Origin of the sequence: Alteromonas sp. D210916BOD_24 (assembly GCF_047159385.1) — a bacterium.
Taxonomy (GTDB): domain Bacteria; phylum Pseudomonadota; class Gammaproteobacteria; order Enterobacterales; family Alteromonadaceae; genus Alteromonas.
The window spans coordinates 1,025,482-1,043,076 of the sequence record NZ_AP038333.1 but is presented as its reverse complement, the minus strand read 5'-3'; the positions used below and the strand labels follow the sequence as shown (position 1 = coordinate 1,043,076).

The 17,595-nt window shown below is 44.5% G+C and carries 14 protein-coding genes; 4 read left to right on the top strand and 10 right to left on the bottom strand.

Annotated elements, in window-relative coordinates:
- Positions 1–30: 30 nt before the first annotated feature.
- Positions 31–1,590 carry a murein biosynthesis integral membrane protein MurJ gene (gene murJ, locus ACMCM8_RS04505; protein WP_412725884.1) on the bottom strand — a complete coding sequence of 520 codons (1,560 nt, stop codon included), beginning with the start codon at positions 1,588–1,590 and terminating at the stop codon, positions 31–33.
- A gap of 386 nt (positions 1,591–1,976) precedes the next feature.
- Between murJ and rpsT the strand changes: the two genes are divergently transcribed.
- Complete coding sequence (gene rpsT, locus ACMCM8_RS04500) at positions 1,977–2,240, top strand: 30S ribosomal protein S20 (RefSeq protein WP_412725882.1); 264 nt, start codon at positions 1,977–1,979, stop codon at positions 2,238–2,240.
- Between the two features lie 229 nt (positions 2,241–2,469).
- Here the strand turns inward: rpsT and ACMCM8_RS04495 are convergent, their stop codons facing one another.
- The 4 genes from ACMCM8_RS04495 to ACMCM8_RS04480 form a co-directional block, all read right to left on the bottom strand.
- Complete coding sequence (locus tag ACMCM8_RS04495; protein ID WP_412725880.1) at positions 2,470–3,222, bottom strand: SDR family oxidoreductase; 753 nt, start codon at positions 3,220–3,222, stop codon at positions 2,470–2,472.
- Positions 3,222–4,358 carry a phosphotransferase family protein gene (locus ACMCM8_RS04490; RefSeq protein ID WP_412725878.1) on the bottom strand — a complete coding sequence of 379 codons (1,137 nt, stop codon included), beginning with the start codon at positions 4,356–4,358 and terminating at the stop codon, positions 3,222–3,224. Before ACMCM8_RS04490 ends, ACMCM8_RS04495 begins: the two co-directional genes overlap by 1 nt.
- Positions 4,359–4,384: 26 nt before the next feature.
- The gene (locus ACMCM8_RS04485; protein ID WP_412725876.1) at positions 4,385–5,206 is read right to left on the bottom strand and encodes an SDR family oxidoreductase; all 822 of its coding nucleotides are present in this window, start codon (positions 5,204–5,206) and stop codon (positions 4,385–4,387) included.
- Positions 5,207–5,519: 313 nt separating this feature from the next.
- Positions 5,520–5,867, bottom strand: a complete 348-nt coding sequence (locus ACMCM8_RS04480; RefSeq protein WP_412725874.1) for an RNA recognition motif domain-containing protein — start codon at positions 5,865–5,867, stop codon at positions 5,520–5,522.
- A 189-nt stretch (positions 5,868–6,056) separates the two neighbouring features.
- Between ACMCM8_RS04480 and ACMCM8_RS04475 the strand changes: the two genes are divergently transcribed.
- Together ACMCM8_RS04475 and ACMCM8_RS04470 are read left to right on the top strand one after the other, a co-directional pair.
- Complete coding sequence (locus ACMCM8_RS04475) at positions 6,057–6,854, top strand: UDP-2,3-diacylglucosamine diphosphatase (protein WP_412725872.1); 798 nt, start codon at positions 6,057–6,059, stop codon at positions 6,852–6,854.
- 151 nt (positions 6,855–7,005) lie between these two features.
- Positions 7,006–8,724 carry a GNAT family N-acyltransferase gene (locus ACMCM8_RS04470; RefSeq protein ID WP_412725870.1) on the top strand — a complete coding sequence of 573 codons (1,719 nt, stop codon included), beginning with the start codon at positions 7,006–7,008 and terminating at the stop codon, positions 8,722–8,724.
- 55 nt (positions 8,725–8,779) lie between these two features.
- Here ACMCM8_RS04470 and dapE read toward each other — a convergent pair whose 3' ends face one another.
- Positions 8,780–9,943, bottom strand: a complete 1,164-nt coding sequence (gene dapE / locus ACMCM8_RS04465; protein ID WP_412725868.1) for a succinyl-diaminopimelate desuccinylase — start codon at positions 9,941–9,943, stop codon at positions 8,780–8,782.
- Positions 9,944–10,130: 187 nt separating this feature from the next.
- Between dapE and ACMCM8_RS04460 the strand changes: the two genes are divergently transcribed.
- Positions 10,131–10,301 carry a hypothetical protein gene (locus ACMCM8_RS04460; protein WP_412725866.1) on the top strand — a complete coding sequence of 57 codons (171 nt, stop codon included), beginning with the start codon at positions 10,131–10,133 and terminating at the stop codon, positions 10,299–10,301.
- 70 nt (positions 10,302–10,371) lie between these two features.
- Here ACMCM8_RS04460 and ACMCM8_RS04455 read toward each other — a convergent pair whose 3' ends face one another.
- The 4 genes from ACMCM8_RS04455 to clpX all read right to left on the bottom strand — a co-directional run bounded on the left by ACMCM8_RS04455 (position 10,372) and on the right by clpX (position 17,568).
- Entirely contained in the window at positions 10,372–12,264 is a 1,893-nt protein-coding gene (locus tag ACMCM8_RS04455; protein ID WP_412725864.1) for a SurA N-terminal domain-containing protein, read from the bottom strand.
- A 295-nt stretch (positions 12,265–12,559) separates the two neighbouring features.
- Positions 12,560–12,832, bottom strand: coding sequence for a nucleoid-associated protein HU-beta (gene hupB / locus ACMCM8_RS04450; protein ID WP_012518978.1), 273 nt, complete (start codon positions 12,830–12,832; stop codon positions 12,560–12,562).
- Between the two features lie 320 nt (positions 12,833–13,152).
- Complete coding sequence (gene lon / locus ACMCM8_RS04445) at positions 13,153–15,504, bottom strand: endopeptidase La (RefSeq protein ID WP_412725862.1); 2,352 nt, start codon at positions 15,502–15,504, stop codon at positions 13,153–13,155.
- Between the two features lie 789 nt (positions 15,505–16,293).
- Entirely contained in the window at positions 16,294–17,568 is a 1,275-nt protein-coding gene (clpX, locus tag ACMCM8_RS04440) for an ATP-dependent protease ATP-binding subunit ClpX (protein WP_412725860.1), read from the bottom strand.
- Positions 17,569–17,595: the final 27 nt, after the last annotated feature.

Here is a 17,595-nt window from a genome sequence, read left to right as displayed (position 1 = left end):
TCCATTAACTAAGAAAAACGATGGACGGGTTTACTCTCCCCCGCTTCTAAAGTGTCTGGGGCGCATACCCAGCACAAGCATACTGGTTAAAAATAAAACGACTGATAAACCTATAGTTATACCGACTTGAACCATCTGCTCTGTTAATGCTAAATCAAAAAAGGTTAAGCCCAAATCGCGATAGTAGATCAGCGCCCCCATAGCCGTACTTGCAATAAGTACACGAATGATGAATATCACTGAAGTACGGCTGAGCACAAAAACGCCCTGCTTATGTAAAGTAATATACAAGAGGAAGGCGTTAAGCGTAGCTGACATGCTGGTTGCAATGGCCAGCCCCACATAACCAAATGGAATGGCCAGGATGAGGTTAAATACCATGTTGGCGACCATGCACCATATGCCAAATTTCACCGGGGTTTTGGTGTCCTGACGGGAATAAAACCCCGGCGCAAGTACCTTGACTAACATAAAACTTAGCAAACCAAATGCATAAGCTGTTAGTGAGTAAGAAGCCATAATCGCCGTTTCAGCAGTAAACGCACCACGCTGAAAAATAACCGTAAGAATTGGTCTGGCCATTACTGCTAAGCCCACCGCTGCTGGTATACCCAACAAGCACACCATGCGAAACGCCCAGTCTATATTAGCGGCAAATGCTTTAGGGTTGTTACTTACATGATTACGGGAAAGGGTAGGCAAAATGACTGTGGCAATAGCAATACCGAAAAGTCCTAAGGGAAATTCAAGTAGACGGTCAGAATAATACAACCAGCTGATCGAACCCGTTACTAAAAAGCTGGCAATAAAGGTGTCGAACAATAAGTTAATTTGCCCTACTGACACACCAAATAATGCAGGGATCATCAAGGTGCGGACCTTCACCACATTTTCATCGTGCCACCCCCATTTTGGTTTAACCAACAGTCCCGCTTTATACAGAAAAGGCAATTGAAATAAAAACTGGACGATGCCGCCTAAAAAGACTCCCCATGCCAATGCATAAGCAGGTTGCTCTAGCGATGGTGCCAAAAGAATAGCACAGGTGATAATACTCACGTTTAACAGTACTGGGGTAAATGCCGCTACAGCAAATTTGTTCAGTGTATTGAGAATGGCCCCTGCCAGACCTGTCAATGAAATGAAAGCCAGATAAGGAAAAGTAATTTTTAACATGGTAGAGGCAAGCACAAATTTTTCACCGGCCTCATCGCCTTCTAACCACGAAATAAACCAGCCGGTACCAAACAGTGCCGCGAGCACTGGCGAGGCAATGACGCCGATAATAGACACCACAAATACAATTGCGCCCAACGTACCGCTTATCTTTGCGACAAACGCTCTCAATTCTTTTTTATTGTCGTGTTCATGTACCTCGGTAAGTACAGGGATAAACGCCTGAGCAAAAGCGCCTTCTGCAAATAACCTACGCAAAAAATTGGGTATTTTGTTGGCAAAAAAGAATACATCTGCTGCAGCGCCATCTCCCATTAATCGCGCCACAACAATATCGCGAACTAACCCGAGTACCCGTGAAAGCAGTGTCATTACACTGACAATTAGACCAGATTTAATTAACTTCCGTGACACGTCAGAGTTCCAATAAAATAAATTCGATGAATAGAAGAAGTGTGAGATAGTAAAAAAGCTATATCAAGCGGTTCATAATAACCAAAGGCTTTCACTGGTGGAACGATTTATTCAAAATAGTTGTGCATCTTTGCGAAGTTTCTTGTTATAATCCGCGCCCGATATGGGATGCTGTGTTTATGCTTCACCCTTCGCGCGTAATGTCCGCAAAGAATTGACCGCAAAATGTCGCAAAGAATGTGCAACGTGTTGAGCATACTTTGTGTTCAATAGCTTGCGCGTTTAACGCGGTACGATTTAAGTTTTAAATCGTTTGACATTTGGGCGTATGGTAGGCACAATCCGCACCCTCGTTTTTGACATGAATTTATTTTGGGAGTTACACCTTGGCTAACATTAAGTCTGCTAAGAAGCGTGCAATCCAAGCCGAAAAGCGTCGCCAGCACAACGCTAGCCGTCGTTCAATGACTCGTACAAGCATCAAGAAAGTAGTTGCTGCTATCGCTCGTGGCGATAAAGAAGCTGCACAAGCTGCACTTACTGCTGCTACTCCGATCCTTGACAGAATGGCTACTAAAGGCTTGATTCACAAGAACAAAGCTGCTCGTCATAAGAGCCGTCTAGCTGCACAAATCAAAGCACTAGGCTAATCTTAAAGATTAGTAGTTAAAAAAGCGCCCTACGGCGCTTTTTTTGTTTGTGCTAAGCCTTATTCAATCCTTATTCTATTATTTTCATTTGCTATGTCGGTATCCTTCGTGCCCCTGTGGGGTTGTTTTTAAGAAGGACACCACAACGAGCGCCCCCTAAAACAATCATACCTTCAACTATTAAACTTGGCTTTAACCCCTGCATTTACAGGCTATAATTACACGCGTTTTAACTCATTTTCCGGATCATACTGGCCGGCGCAATACGCATAAACCAATGCAAAATAGCCCAAGGCCAGGTAGGCACAAATGCATTAGCCTTTTCTTTATTAATGGCTTTTACCATTGCCTGGCAACCCACTTGTGTGTCGACGATAAACGGGACTTTCTCTACTTTTTCGTTTATTTCACTGCGGATAAACCCTGGGTGAATGCAGGTAACCTTTATTGGCGTGTTCATCACGTCCATACGAATGCCTTCTGTCATCGATGTGAGCCCTGCCTTCGTTGCTGCGTAAACGGTCATTGCTCGTCTAAAGCCTCGCACAGCGCTAATAGAGGAAATCGTAACAAGGTGGCCGCTGTTCTGTGCCCTAAAGATGCTCATGGCCGCCTCACATTGGGCTAATGCAGAGACAAAGTTGGTTATCGCGGTTTGCTTATTCGCGTAAAAATACCCCGTTCCAATTGATGCACCTTTACCCATGCCGGCATTGACAATGACTCTGTCTATTTGTCCCATGTCTTCTTTGAACGCGTCAAATACTTCGAAAACCGCATCGTGATCATTCACATCAAGGGCGCGAATATACACCTTGATACTTGGGTTAATAGACAGCAATTCTTGTTTGAGTGTCTCTAAGTTTTCAAAACGTCGTGCACATAACGCCAAATTACACCCTTGCTTGGCAAATTCAATGGCCATGCCTTTGCCTAAACCCGAGCTTGCGCCTGTGATCAAAATATTTTTTCTTGTTGTCATTATCGTTTTCCAGATGCTTTTATGGCTTTGTTACACCGCCACAATAAATAGTGAATAAAAAGCCAATAGTTTTTAAAGGCTGGGTTGTTGGTCTGCCCATGGTGGTAGCGGTAATATATTTGCTGTGCAATACCGGCCAAGCGGAACAATCCGTACACTTCGTAAAACGTGAAATCGTCAATATCCACTTCCATTTCATTACAGTAATACGCTACCACCTGTTTGCGTGACAACATGCCAGGTAAGTGAGTGGGCTGTCTTCGTGTCGACTGAGCAAGAAAGTCATCCTCTTTATTCACCCAGTAAGCTAATGCATTCCCTAAGTCCATCAATGGATCGCCCAACGTTGCAAGCTCCCAATCTAAAACACCAACAATATCGGTATAGCACGCGGGATTTAATACCACATTGTCAAAGCGAAAGTCATTGTGCGTCACACAGATACGCTCTGTGGCAGGCATGTTTCTTTCTAACCAATCCATCACCTTTTTAGCAGAAGGCACGTTCCAGGTTTTCGCTTTGCGATAGCGTTCGCTCCAGCCGCTGATTTGGCGTTCTGTATAGCCAGCCCCTTTACCTAGATGTGTCAGCCCTGCCTGTTTGTAATCCACTTTATGCAGCTCAATCAGACTGTCGAGTACATTGGTACACAGCTGTTTGGTTTGTGCTTCGCTGATTGGTAAACCTCGCGGTAAATTCTTTCGAGGGATAACACCTGTTAATTTTTCCATCACATAAAAGTCGGTGCCGATAACCGAAGGATCTTCACACAAGGCCAGCATTTGAGGGACATACCGATATACAGGTTTTAGCGCGTGCTGTAACCTATATTCACGCCCCATATCATGGGCTCCTTTTGCTTTCGTGCCAGCTGGTGCCCTTCGCAAGATGACGGATGTGTTCGCGTAGTCAAGACAGTACGTCCAATTAGAGGCGCCACCTGCAAACTGTGTCACTTTGGGTTGCCCCTCCAATTCGATAGGTCCTGAGAATGAAACAGCATTTGTTGGTTCGTTGTCGCATTGCATTGCATGCTTACTCGATAATGCTGTTTTCAACCAGCTATCTACAGCGTCAATATCCAGCTCTTCGCCACTGCGTACACTGACTGCTTTATCCACTACATTTTGTGACATTTGGTTTCCAATTCTTATTATTCTTCTTACTGACTGCGACTTTCCATCGCACGCTTCATGGACTTGGTTTGGGTCAACATTTTTGAGATATAGCGCTGACTGGGCAATAATTTCTTAAGCAAGAACGCCCGTTTGCCCAGCTTGTGCGTCAATATTAAAAAGCGTTTTTCACGTACCTGTTGATAAACGGATTCCGCCACATCTTCTTTCGTGATATCCGCTTTACTGAAGAAGCGGTCAATCATTTTATGTGCTGCTGGATTAGTGCTTCTCATCGACTTATCAAGATTGGTTTTAAAAAAGCTTGGGCATACCACACTGACGTCAATACCATCGGCGGCCAATTCAAGCTTCATGGTCTCCGAAAAGGCCACCACCGCCGCTTTTACGGCATTGTAGCTTCCCATGTAAGGTATGGGGGTCAAACCCGCCTGCGATGCAACGTTAATAAAGTAACCGCTTTTCTGTTTTCGCATCATAGGCATTAATGCGCGGCTTACTCTCACCATCCCCAGCATATTAATGTCAAATACCCATTGCCACTGTTCTATGGTTTCATCCAGTAGGCTGCCCCCGGTAGCTACCCCAGCATTATTAAAGACAACATCCACACCTTGCCACGTTGTTTCTAATACGCGCGCAAGCTCATCGACGTCACTGTCTGAGGTAATATCACAATGTTGGTAAAATGCGTCAGCCCCAAGCGCTTTTAGCTGCGCTATTGTCTCGTTGCCCATTGCCGCATTTATGTCAGCAATGCACACTTTTATCCCTTGATGTTTCTGCGCCCACTTTATGGCAAGCGCTTGCCCCAACCCTGTCGCACCACCGGTAATTACTATGCGCATTTTTTCCACTTCGTTGTTGTTAAATGGTTTAACGATGATAAAAGATGCCTACCTTCTATCTTGAGATTTTTGCTATAAACACACTATTTAATCTATCGGTTAGTCCAACGATTAAATCGATATGCCTTACGCCTTATTGCAATTTACCCTGATTCAGAATAAATAGAAGTGATGACTGCTGATAGGAATTTATAAGTGTTATCTATGGTTAGAGGTTCAAGGTAGCGACGTTTTTATTCTCCTTACCCTTGCGCTATAAGATAACACTATGACATTGGTGAGATTTGCAACAAGTAGAACGAAGTCCGCTTAACTACTCGCTATCTTCATTAGACGTAGTAGGATTTACTTTTCCCCACACATCTTCAGGGATTTCTCTTCGTGGGGCTGGTTTGTGCTCTTCGGCAGCGGCTTGTTTTTTCTCTTGATTTGACCACTTAACACGAATCTTCTTACCGTCGATAACCTTCGCATTCAGACTTTCAATGGCTTTATCGGTTTCATCTTGCGTACTCAACTCAACAAAACCAAAGCCTTTGGATAAGCCCGACGTTTCATCCATTACCAGGTCGCATGACACGATAGTGCCAAATTCAAAAAATAGATCTTCAAGGTCTTCCTGAGTAAATGATTTAGGTAAATTACGAACTAATATGCTCAACGTTAAACTCAACTTTATTGATGGTGGGTACTGCATTCATTGTAGCATGCGATGGTGTGTTTAATAGATATTGCCAGTTCAATTTTTGAGACAAATATGCGTTGTCACACAATAGTCAACCTAGCGTCACTTAACTGTCAATTAGCACTTTTATAGTGGCATTCCAAGGCATTGCTTTGGAATTTGGCTATGAAAAAAACACACTATCGTACACTTTGGCTTTCGGATATCCATTTAGGTAACCGAGACTGTAAAGCTGAATACCTTCTCTCATTTTTAAACACTATTACCGTCGACACCCTCTATCTGGTGGGCGACATAGTGGATATGTGGCAGATGACCAAGCAGTTTCGCTGGCCTAAAGCCCATAATCAGGTTATGCATAAATTTATGCAAATGAGCCAAAACGGTACGCGTGTGGTGTATTTGCCAGGCAACCATGATGAGCCACTACAGTCATATTCTGGCATGGCATTTGGTGACATTGAAATAGAGCGGGAGTTGGTGCATACCACAGTGCAAGGAAAACGCTACTTAGTGTTGCATGGCGATCAGTTCGATGGTGAAGTGACCATGGGCAAATTTCACGCGTGGATCGGCGACAAAGGCTATGATTTACTGCTGTTTTTAAATCGTGAGTTCAACCGCTTGCGAGCATGGCGAAAGCGTGAATACTGGTCATTGGCAGGATACATCAAAAAACACATTAAAGGCGCCAATGCGGCCATTGCACGCTACCGTGAAGCGTGCTGTCATCGCGCGAAGGTAATGGGATTAGACGGTGTCGTTTGCGGGCATATCCATCATCCCGAAAGTACTATTGAAAGCGGTATTCACTACGTAAACGACGGTGATTGGATTGAAAACTGTAGTGCGCTGGGTGAAGACGCAGAAGGTAATCTTACTTTAATCCATTACCTCGATACCGTTGAAGCACTTAACGTCACCTTACTTGATGTCAAAGTGACACCGTCAAAGGCGGCCTAGTATCGCTTTTCTAGTCATACTTTCGAGGGCGCCTTAGGCAAGGCCTTAATGACCCGCTATCACATTGTCAAATAACTGCCATTAAACTGTGCAAAAAGCGTCATATTCGCCTGCTATTGTTCGGCAAATTCTATAGAGATAAACAGCGCCTATGTTTACTGTTAACGATGTACTGAACAAGCACTACCCTCACGTTGCCAACAATCCTATTTTATTTAAATCGCTGTCGTTTGTTTTAAGACACTTATTGCATGAAAAAGAAATTACCGAATTTGGTGAAACTTATCCGCACTATGAAGATATCGATTTTGTTGAGCAGGTACTTGAATACTTCAATATCAGTTACTCGACGCGCGATATAGAAAAAGAGCGCATTCCCAGTGAAGGGCGTGTGGTGATCATTGCCAACCACCCTATTGGATCCCTTGATGCGCTGGCACTGATTAAACTGGTCAGTGAAGTTCGTCACGATTTAAAAGTGGTCGCAAATCAGATGTTGATGGCCATAGAGCCCCTGCATGAAATGTTGTTACCTGTAAACAATATGCAGGGAGGTACTCCGAAGCAACACTTGGCAGCTATTCAATCACATTTGAAAAACGAGGGCGCTGTGTTGATATTTCCTGCAGGCGAAGTGTCGCGTTTGCGCCCACAGGGAGTGAGGGATACACGCTGGCACACAGGCTTTTTGCGTATCGCCAGACAAGCAAAAGCCCCTGTTTTACCTGTGTACATTGATGCTAAAAACAGCCCGTTGTTTTACGGGGTGTCTATGGTATACAAGCCCCTGGCCACTGCCTTGCTCGTTAAAGAGATGTTCAAACAACGTCGCAAGCATTTGCCCATGCGTATAGGTGAGCTCATTCCCTTCGCGTCCTACGGTCAAACCAGTATACCGCTTAAGGAACAGGTAAAGCTTTTTAAACGCCACTTATACCGTATTGGCAGTAACAAAAAGGGTATTTTTGAGACGCAAGCAGCCATTGCGATGCCGGAAGATAAAAAGGAATTGTCTCGCGCCATTCGACAGTGTGAACATTTAGGGCAAACCGGTGACGGCAAATCGATTTACCTTTATCAACATAAAAACTGCTCTCCCATTATGCGAGAGATTGGACGGCTGCGTGAAATAGCCTTTCGCGCGGTGGGGGAAGGCACCAATAAACGCCGGGATATCGACCATTATGATTCACATTATTACCATTTAGTTTTGTGGGACGAATCCGATCTTGAAATTGTTGGAGCCTATCGTTTTGGTGATGCTGCACTTTTAACCCAAGCTGAGCACCCTACTGGTTTGTATTCTGCGACCTTGTTTAATTATGGCGAAAACAATGAAACCTTGTTTAATCAAGGGCTAGAATTGGGCCGAAGTTTCGTTCAACCCCGTTACTGGGGTAAGCGCAGTCTGGATTATTTATGGTTTGGCATTGGTGCCTTTTTGTCCCGCTATCCGAAATATCGCTATCTTTTTGGCGCGGTTTCGCTTAGCAACGCCTATCCCCAACCGGCTAAAGATTTAATCGTGCAATTTTACTCGACATATTTTCCCGCCAAGTTCGGTAACGCCAGTTGTAAGCGCCCCTATCAACTTTCTCAGGATACGCTGCACTCCTTTACAGGAAATGACTACAAAGCAGAATTCACGCAGTTAAAACATTTGTTGGCAAACATGGGCGTGAACATTCCGACCTTGTATAAGCAATACAGTGAAGTCGCCAAAGAAGGTGGTGTTGCCTTTTTAGGCTTTAATGTTGACCCTGATTTCAACGATTGTATCGATGGACTGGTGGTGGTGGACATGTTTGCGCTTACGGACAAAAAGCGCAAACGTTATCTAGAACAACACCAGATTAAAGCGTCAGCCTAATCTAAGGAGTGAAAGTAATAGGAAGGAGCAGGAAGGAGTAGATTAACCACTCTGGTTACAGCTGCAAGAGTACATCCGTGTATATGTCTTCTAATGTAACCAGGTCTGACACATAAATGTGCTCGTTAATCTGGTGAATGGTGGTATTGGGTACTCCCACCTCTACTACTTGGGTGTGGGGGCTGGCAAAAAAGCGGCCATCAGAAGTACCACCTGACGTACTGATCACCGGATAGCGACCAGTAGTGCGTTTAATTGCCTGTTCAACATTCTTTATCAAACAACCTGATTGATGATTTGGCTGACTCATGTAAGCTTCACACGCTCTTGAAAAAGTCACTTGTGCGTGGTTATCCACTTGGTAGATGAGATCGGTCAGCAAGTGGGTTAGCGAGGCTTGATTGAACTGCCAGGAATAGCGAACATTAAATTCAATTCGCACCGTTCCAGGCACTATATTGTCAGTAAACGTTCCCGTATCCATGTGCGTGATTTGCAACGTCGTACCAGGAAAATCGTCACTGCCTGAATCAAAAGCATAACTCGTCAGTGCTTGAACTATGTCGCTGGCTTTATGTATGGCGTTAACAGCCGATTTAGGGTATGCCACGTGCCCCTGTTTTCCCGATACTATGACGGTGGCAGAAAGGCTTCCTCGCCGACCTATTTTTATCTTATCACCCGTGGCATGACTCGCGGTAGGTTCACCCACAAGACACATATCCAGATGAACATTTTGCTCATCTAAATATTGCTTTATCCAGCTAGATCCCCACAGTGCTTCGCCTTCTTCATCACTGGTGATAAGCCACCATAAGGTCAAATGTTTATCATCCAGCGTACTAATTACGCGTTCTGTGGTTGCTAACATGGCCGCTATGCCAGTCTTCATATCTGCAGCTCCCCGTCCATAGAGCTTATTTTGGCTAACGACAGGGACAAAAGGCGATGATTGCCATTTATCTAACGGGCCAGGAGGTACCACATCAGTGTGGCCAGCGAAGGCAAAATTAAGCGGTCCTACCCCCCATTTACAAACCAGATTTTTAACACCGTTTATGCAATGCTGCTCACAGGTGAAGCCTAATTTAGACAGGCGGTAATTTAGATATGTCTGACAGCCAGCGTCGACAGGCGTAATCGATTCTCGTGCCATGAGCACTTCTGCATGATAAAGGCTTTGTGAAAACGACAACGCCCGAAGCGATTGAATGGACATGGAGCTACATGGTTAATTGAGATTGCTGACATTAGACAAAGTCTACATGACAGGGTCATAACACTTTTAAGACGAAGTCGTGACAGATTCCCATAGGACCTCAATCCCCACTTTTATCAGCGCTTCCAATGGAAATTGACATGCCTGCTTGATATAAATAGAGAAACTCAACACGTTAGGTATGAATGTGATAAAAATCATCGTATTGATCCCCCTTATTCTTTCACTGCTTTGGTTCGGTTATTTGCAAGTGAACAAATACACACTGGAGCAGGGTAAACAAGGGTTTGTTTACATCTTTGTTTTGTCAGGAGTGATTGCTGTATTTTACACACTGATGTTATTTTTAACCCATTAAAAAAGCCAGCTTACGCTGGCTTCTTATGGATTAATCAAGGGCTATCAATTGGCCCTTAGAAATAAACATTTTAGAGTGCTTGAGAGATACTGATATCTGCACTTGAACGCAGTGCTTCAATGTACTGTTGGTAACCTTTTTGCCCCTGGACTTGTGCCAGACGCTGTTTAAGGCTTTCGCCCAACTCATTGTCCAATTCTGGTGCTGGGTGTACACCTGCTAACTGAACTACCGCCACGTCGCCATTTACGGTTGTGGCAACATCTGCATTTTTGTCCCCTTCAGGTGCTAACGAAAACAAGGTATCGACAATTGCACGCGCTAATGTACCACCCGCTCTAGGCACCGCTTCAACCAATTGCCACGACGCTGATTTCGCTTCAAGTAAAGGCTCTACAGCCTCTCCTGCACGTACTTTGCTGGCAATGTCAATTGCCCATGCTTCAGCAGCTTCTTTGGCTTTGTTGGCCTTCACTGTCGCGGTAATGCCGTCGCGAACTTCGTCAAGAGATTGCGTACGCTGAGGCATATGCTCGACCACTCGAATTACCACTACCGTTTCATCATCCAGCTCTATGATGTCACTGTTCAATCTCTCTTCAATAAGTTCACTAGAGAAAGCAGCATCAAGTACTGCCGGAGAGCTCAATTCAACCGGCGCAGTGTTACGGCTAAACAGGGCTGATTCCTGAACACGCAAGTCCACCGCGTTGGCCACATCTTCAAGGGTATCCGGTACTTCAAAAGCAATTTCAGCCATGGTATTTTGTAGCTCAAAGTACTTTTCCATGGCTGCGTCATAAAGTAGCGTATCGCGAATTTCACCAGCTACGTCGTCAAATGTTTTTACGTCCGCTTCTTTTAGATCGGTAAGCTTAATGATGTGAAGACCGAACTCTGTTTCGACCACATCTGACACATCACCTACGTTTTCAAGTGCGAACGCTGCTTCGTCAAAGGCAGGATCCATCATTTCTGGCGTGATAAAATCGAGGTCACCGCCATTTTCGGCAGAAAAGGTGTCATCTGAGCTCTCTTGGGCTAATACCGCAAAATCTGCACCTTCATCAAGCTGCGCTTTAAGTGACTGTGCTTTTGCCTTCGCCGCTTCTGCATCATCACCCGCTTCAATGAGAATGTGAGACACACGACGCTGTTCTTCTGTGCCATAGCTGCCAATATTATTGTCATAATAGGTGCGTACGGCACTTTCATCTACCGATACCCGCGATTTAAGCGCATCAACACTCAGTGTTACGTAAGCAAGCTTTACTTGTTCCTCTGTATCGAAAGACGCAATATTGTTGTTGTAAAACGCTTCGATATCAGCGTCAGTCACCTCTACGCTTTGTGCAAATTCGTCAGAACTTACCAAAATGTATTTTGCGTCACGGGTTTGGCGCTGAAGTGCATTCGCCTGTGTTACTTCAGCATCTAAAGCGAAAGCAGAGTTTGTCAGTGCTGCCGCCAATTGGTTTTGGGTCATTTGTACCCGTAAGTAATCTCTGAAATCAGCAACTTGAAAACCGTTTTGGCGAAGAATCGTTTGAAAACGCTCATTGTCGAACTGTCCACCAAACTGAAACTCAGGCATTTGCACTATAGTTTCGCGGATTTGTTCGTCGCTCACCCTAAGCCCCATTTCTGTCGCCTGTTGCTGAATGAGTTTTTCAGCAATGAGACGATCTAATACGTTGCTGCGAAAATCCGCCAGATACTGCTCGCTAGAAAATAGCTGTGCAATACCCTCACCGTACTGAGACTCCATTTGTGCGCGCTGATTTTGATATGCACGCTCTAGTTCTTGTGCCGAAATTTCTTCGCCGTTTACGGTGGCTACAGCTGTAGTACCAGACGATGTAAGGTAACTACCCACACCTGCGAATACGAAACTTAAAACGATAAGCGCAATAATGGCCATCGCCCAAGGGCCTTGAGAACCTTCTCTGATTCTTTCTAGCATGATTGTTCTTCAACTCCGTTGCTTACTACACTCACCTTCCCCTATACAAAAAGCAGAAGGTAAAATAAGCGCTAATTATACCCCAATGCCACATAATATGAACGACCAAAACACACTAAAGTGGTGGTTGTCGTGACGTTTCCTATACAAATATTAAAATAAGAAGCGCAAGAGGCTGTAGGAGGTGTCTATATTCAGGTTTTAGTTAGCGATCCAATGTGCATCGCATGTGACTTTTTACCACAAATAAAAAAGGCGATGGACTAGCCATCGCCTTTTTCTATAATTTTTATGCTTAGTTACAAGCGTCTTTCAGTGCTTTACCAGCTTTGAAAGAAGGCACTTTCGCTGCTGAAATCTGAATAGTCTCACCAGTTTGTGGATTGCGACCACTGCGAGCTGAACGTTCGCGAACTGAGAAAGTACCAAAGCCTACTAGTGCAACTTGGTCGCCGTCTTTAAGAGCAGCAGTTACTGAGTCAGTGAATGCGTCAAGAGCGCGGCCAGCAGCTGCTTTAGAAATGTCTGCACCAGCAGCGATTTGGTCGATAAGTTGAGACTTGTTCACAATTATGATCCCCTTCGATTGTTATTATACTGTTTTGTCCAAAACGATTTTGCTTGAACGTTATAGCAAGCTTGATCGTTAACTTCAAGCTTCAGTCACAATTAATTAACTTTAAATGAATCGCTGCAATCCCTTTTGTGGCAAGGCTTCAAGCGAATACCACTTTAAGGTAACACAACTTTTGTGACTTGGAAGCCCTATTTTTAAAAAAATCGGATTTTCTTCGTCTCAATGGACATTTTTTGTTCAATTATTGCAATTTCAGTAAAAAAAACAGGCTACACCCCTTTAAAATTAAGGTATCTAGCCTGTCCAATGTGTTAGTTTTTAACCACTTTAAAGCTTTCTACTGGTTCTTGCAGTGCAATATCCAGTACATCGTCTATCCATTGAACGGGATGAATAGACAAATCTTTCTTCACGTTTTCTGGAATTTCTTCCAAATCACGCTCGTTGTCCTTCGGAATTACCACTGTTTTAATACCGCCTCGGTGGGCAGCCAATAATTTTTCCTTGAGACCACCGATTGCGAGTACTTCTCCACGCAAGGTAATTTCACCTGTCATCGCAACGTCACACTTCACTGGATTACCGGTAAGTGACGAAACCAATGCCGTACACATCGCTATGCCCGCACTAGGACCATCTTTTGGTGTAGCACCTTCCGGGACGTGGACGTGAATATCTCTTTTTTCGTAAAAGTCTTCGTTAATGCGCAGTTTTTCAGCACGGCTTCTGACTACTGTCATAGCGGCTTTAATCGACTCCTGCATGACATCACCAAGCGAACCGGTTGACGTCATTTTGCCCTTGCCTGGTACAGAAGTGGTTTCAATAGTCAGCAGATCACCGCCAACCTGAGTCCATGCCAAGCCGGTAACTTGGCCAATCTGGTTATCTTTATCTGCTTTACCGTAATCGAAACGCTGTACACCTAAGAAATCTTTTAGATTGTCTTTGGTCACCACCACTTTACTCTTGCTCTTCTTAAGCAAAATATCCTTCACGGCTTTGCGGCAGACTTTGGAGACTTCTCGTTCAAGGCCTCGCACACCGGCTTCACGGGTGTAGTAACGAATCATACCAATTACCGCAGAGTCAGTTATCTCCAGCTCTTTAGCTTTCAGTCCGTTGCGTTCCATTTGTTTACCGATCAAATGGTTTTTGGCAATGTTGAGTTTCTCGTCTTCGGTATACCCTGAAAGGCGTATTACTTCCATACGATCAAGCAACGGCCCCGGAATATTCATGCTGTTGGATGTTGCGACAAACATAACATCGGACAAGTCATAGTCCACTTCAAGGTAGTGGTCACTGAAACTGTTGTTTTGCTCTGGATCCAGCACTTCCAATAGTGCTGATGCTGGGTCGCCTCGCATATCCGATGACATTTTGTCGATTTCATCAAGCAAGAACAGCGGGTTTTTAACCCCCACTTTCGCCATCTTTTGAACAAGCTTACCCGGCAATGAGCCAATGTAAGTACGACGGTGACCGCGGATTTCAGCCTCATCCCGTACGCCACCTAGCGCCATGCGCACATATTTACGGCCGGTGGCCTTGGCGATAGATTGTCCTAATGAGGTTTTACCCACCCCAGGTGGACCAACAAGACACAATATCGGACCTTTTAGCTTTTTCACACGCTGCTGTACAGCAAGATACTCTAAAATGCGTTCTTTGACTTTTTCAAGGCCGTAGTGGTCTTCGTTCAACACACTCTCAGCGCGAGACAAATCTTTCTTCACCGGCGAGCGCTTATTCCATGGCACATTCGTTAACCATTCAATATAACTACGCAACACCGTGGCTTCTGCCGACATGGGCGACATCATTTTCAGTTTTTGAAGCTCAGCTTTGGCTTTGTCTTCTGCCTCTTTAGGCATCTTTGCATCGGCAATTTTTTTGGAAAGCGCTTCAAATTCGTCAGGGGTATCGTCTAACTCACCCAGTTCTTTTTGAATGGCTTTCATTTGCTCATTCAAATAGTACTCTCGTTGACTCTTTTCCATCTGCTTTTTAACGCGGGTGCGAATTTTCTTTTCCACCTGCAGCAAATCAATTTCGCCTTCCATTAGTGCCATCAGGTATTCGAGGCGCTCGTTGACACTTTGCATCTCAAGCACTTTTTGCTTTTCAGTAAGCTTGAGCGGCATATGTGCAGCCATGGTGTCTGCCAGACGAGCCGCGTCTTCAATACCGTTTAGCGACGTCAGTACTTCAGGTGGTATTTTTTTATTTAATTTTACGTAGCCTTCAAACTGAGACACTGCCGAACGGATCAGAACTTCCTGTTCACTTTCTTCAATGCTTTCGTCTTCAAGCCTATCTACGTTGGCTACAAAGTAAGGCTCAGACTGCTGATAACTTTCAACTTGCCCTCTTACGCTGCCTTCGACCAACACTTTTACCGTGCCATCAGGCAACTTTAATAGCTGGAGAATAGTAGCAATGGTTCCAACGGTATAGATATCTTCGCCTTCAGGTTCATCTACACTTGCGTCTTTTTGCGCTACCAAAAATATTTGCTTATCACTGTCCATCGCCGCTTCAAGACAACGGATCGATTTTTCACGCCCAACAAAAAGGGGTATGACCATATGCGGATAGACAACGACGTCCCGCAAGGCAAGCACAGGAATTTCAATGCGATTTTCACGCTCAACTGTCATACTTGTTCTCAATTAGTTTGATATTTCACTTGTATATGGGGATGCTAGGGCAAAGTTCAATCTCCACAGATTAAACAGTGTTAATCCCCTCACCGCCAGTATCACTTGTTACCATTATAGATTTTAGTCCGGTTGGCAACACTTATGTCGAAAATCTAATAGAAAGGCTAAGTTCAATTGCTCTAAACGTTCATATAAACAGCAAACTGCTATTCACTCATAGGGATACCATTGTTTAAGAGAACATCACGCCACAACATCAATCTTTGTTTTTGTTCAGCGTCGTGAACGAAGTGGGTGCAAGGCGGAACTTGACGAAAAACCACAGGAACTAATATTTCATGGTGAATTAAACCAGAAATAACACTCGTCGTTTTTAGACCGCGTCAGCGAGCAGGGTTTAGACAAGGCGGGAAATTTTGGGGAACCGGAGTTTACTTATGGTAAATGAGGATTTCACAAAATTTACGTCACAAAAACGCTAAAAAGCATTTGCTGAAAACATCAATCTTTGTTTTTGTTCAGCGTCGTGAGCGAAGTGGGTGCAAGGCGGAACTTGACGAAAAACCGCAGGAACTAGTATTTCATGGAGAAATAAACCAGAAATAACACTCGTCGTTTTTAGACCGCGTCAGCGAGCAGGGTTTAGACAAGGCGGGAAATTTTGGGGAACCGGAGTTTACTTAGGGTAAATGAGGATTTCACAAAATTTACCAACGCGGTATAAACCCGCGCAGTAGCGGTTTAAAAACAAAAAAGGCCCCGAGGGGCCTTTTTTAGCACTCTAGATCATTCAGAGGCTACTTTCTTTTCATTACTATCATAAATCAATATCGGCTTAGACTCACCGCGAATGACCGTCTCATCGATCACCACTTTACTGACATTTTCCATCGAAGGAAGGTCATACATGGTATCAAGTAGCACGGCTTCAACAATTGAGCGAAGGCCGCGGGCGCCGGTTTTACGATCCATTGCCTTTTTAGCAATTGCATTTAGTGCATCGTCGCGGAACTCAAGTTCAACGTCTTCCATGGCGAAAAGCGCACCGTATTGCTTGGTGATCGCATTTTTCGGCTCACGAAGAATCTGAATGAGTGCCTCTTCGTTGAGTTCTTCAAGACTGGTTACCACTGGTAGACGCCCAATAAATTCTGGGATCAAACCGTACTTAACCAAATCTTCAGGTTCTACTTGTTTAAATAGCTCACTGATTTGCTTACTGTTATCTTTCGATTTAACGGTAGCGCCAAAACCAATACCGGTATCTTTCTGGGCGCGCTGCTCGATAACTTTATCAAGACCAGCAAATGCACCACCACAGATAAACAGGATCTTAGAGGTATCGACCTGCAAAAATTCTTGCTGTGGATGCTTACGACCACCTTGAGGCGGTACTGATGCTACTGTTCCCTCAATTAGCTTAAGCAATGCTTGCTGAACACCCTCGCCTGACACGTCGCGAGTAATTGAAGGGTTATCAGACTTACGTGAAATTTTATCGATTTCGTCAATGTAGACTATACCACGTTGCGCTTTTTCAACGTCGTAGTCACACTTTTGAAGAAGTTTTTGAATAATGTTCTCAACGTCTTCACCCACGTAGCCTGCTTCGGTCAATGTCGTCGCATCGGCCATAGTAAATGGCACGTCAAGTAAACGCGCTAGGGTTTCCGCTAATAGCGTTTTACCACTACCCGTTGGACCAATTAACAATATGTTACTTTTGCCTAGTTCCACGCCATCGTGAATGTCGCCATTGCGAAGGCGCTTATAGTGGTTGTATACCGCTACAGAAAGCACCTTTTTAGCGTGTTCCTGACCAATCACGTAGTCGTCAAGATGCGCGTGAATTTCACTGGGCTTCGGTAAAGCGTCCTGCTTTTGCTTTGGCGCGATTTCCTTAATTTCTTCGCGAATGATATCGTTACATAACTCAACACACTCGTCGCAAATAAATACCGACGGGCCTGCTATCAATTTTCTTACTTCGTGTTGGCTTTTGCCACAAAACGAGCAGTACAGTAGCTTATTATCACCGTCACCGCTTTGCTTATCACTCATTACTTTTGCCTCTGCCTTGCCTGAGCC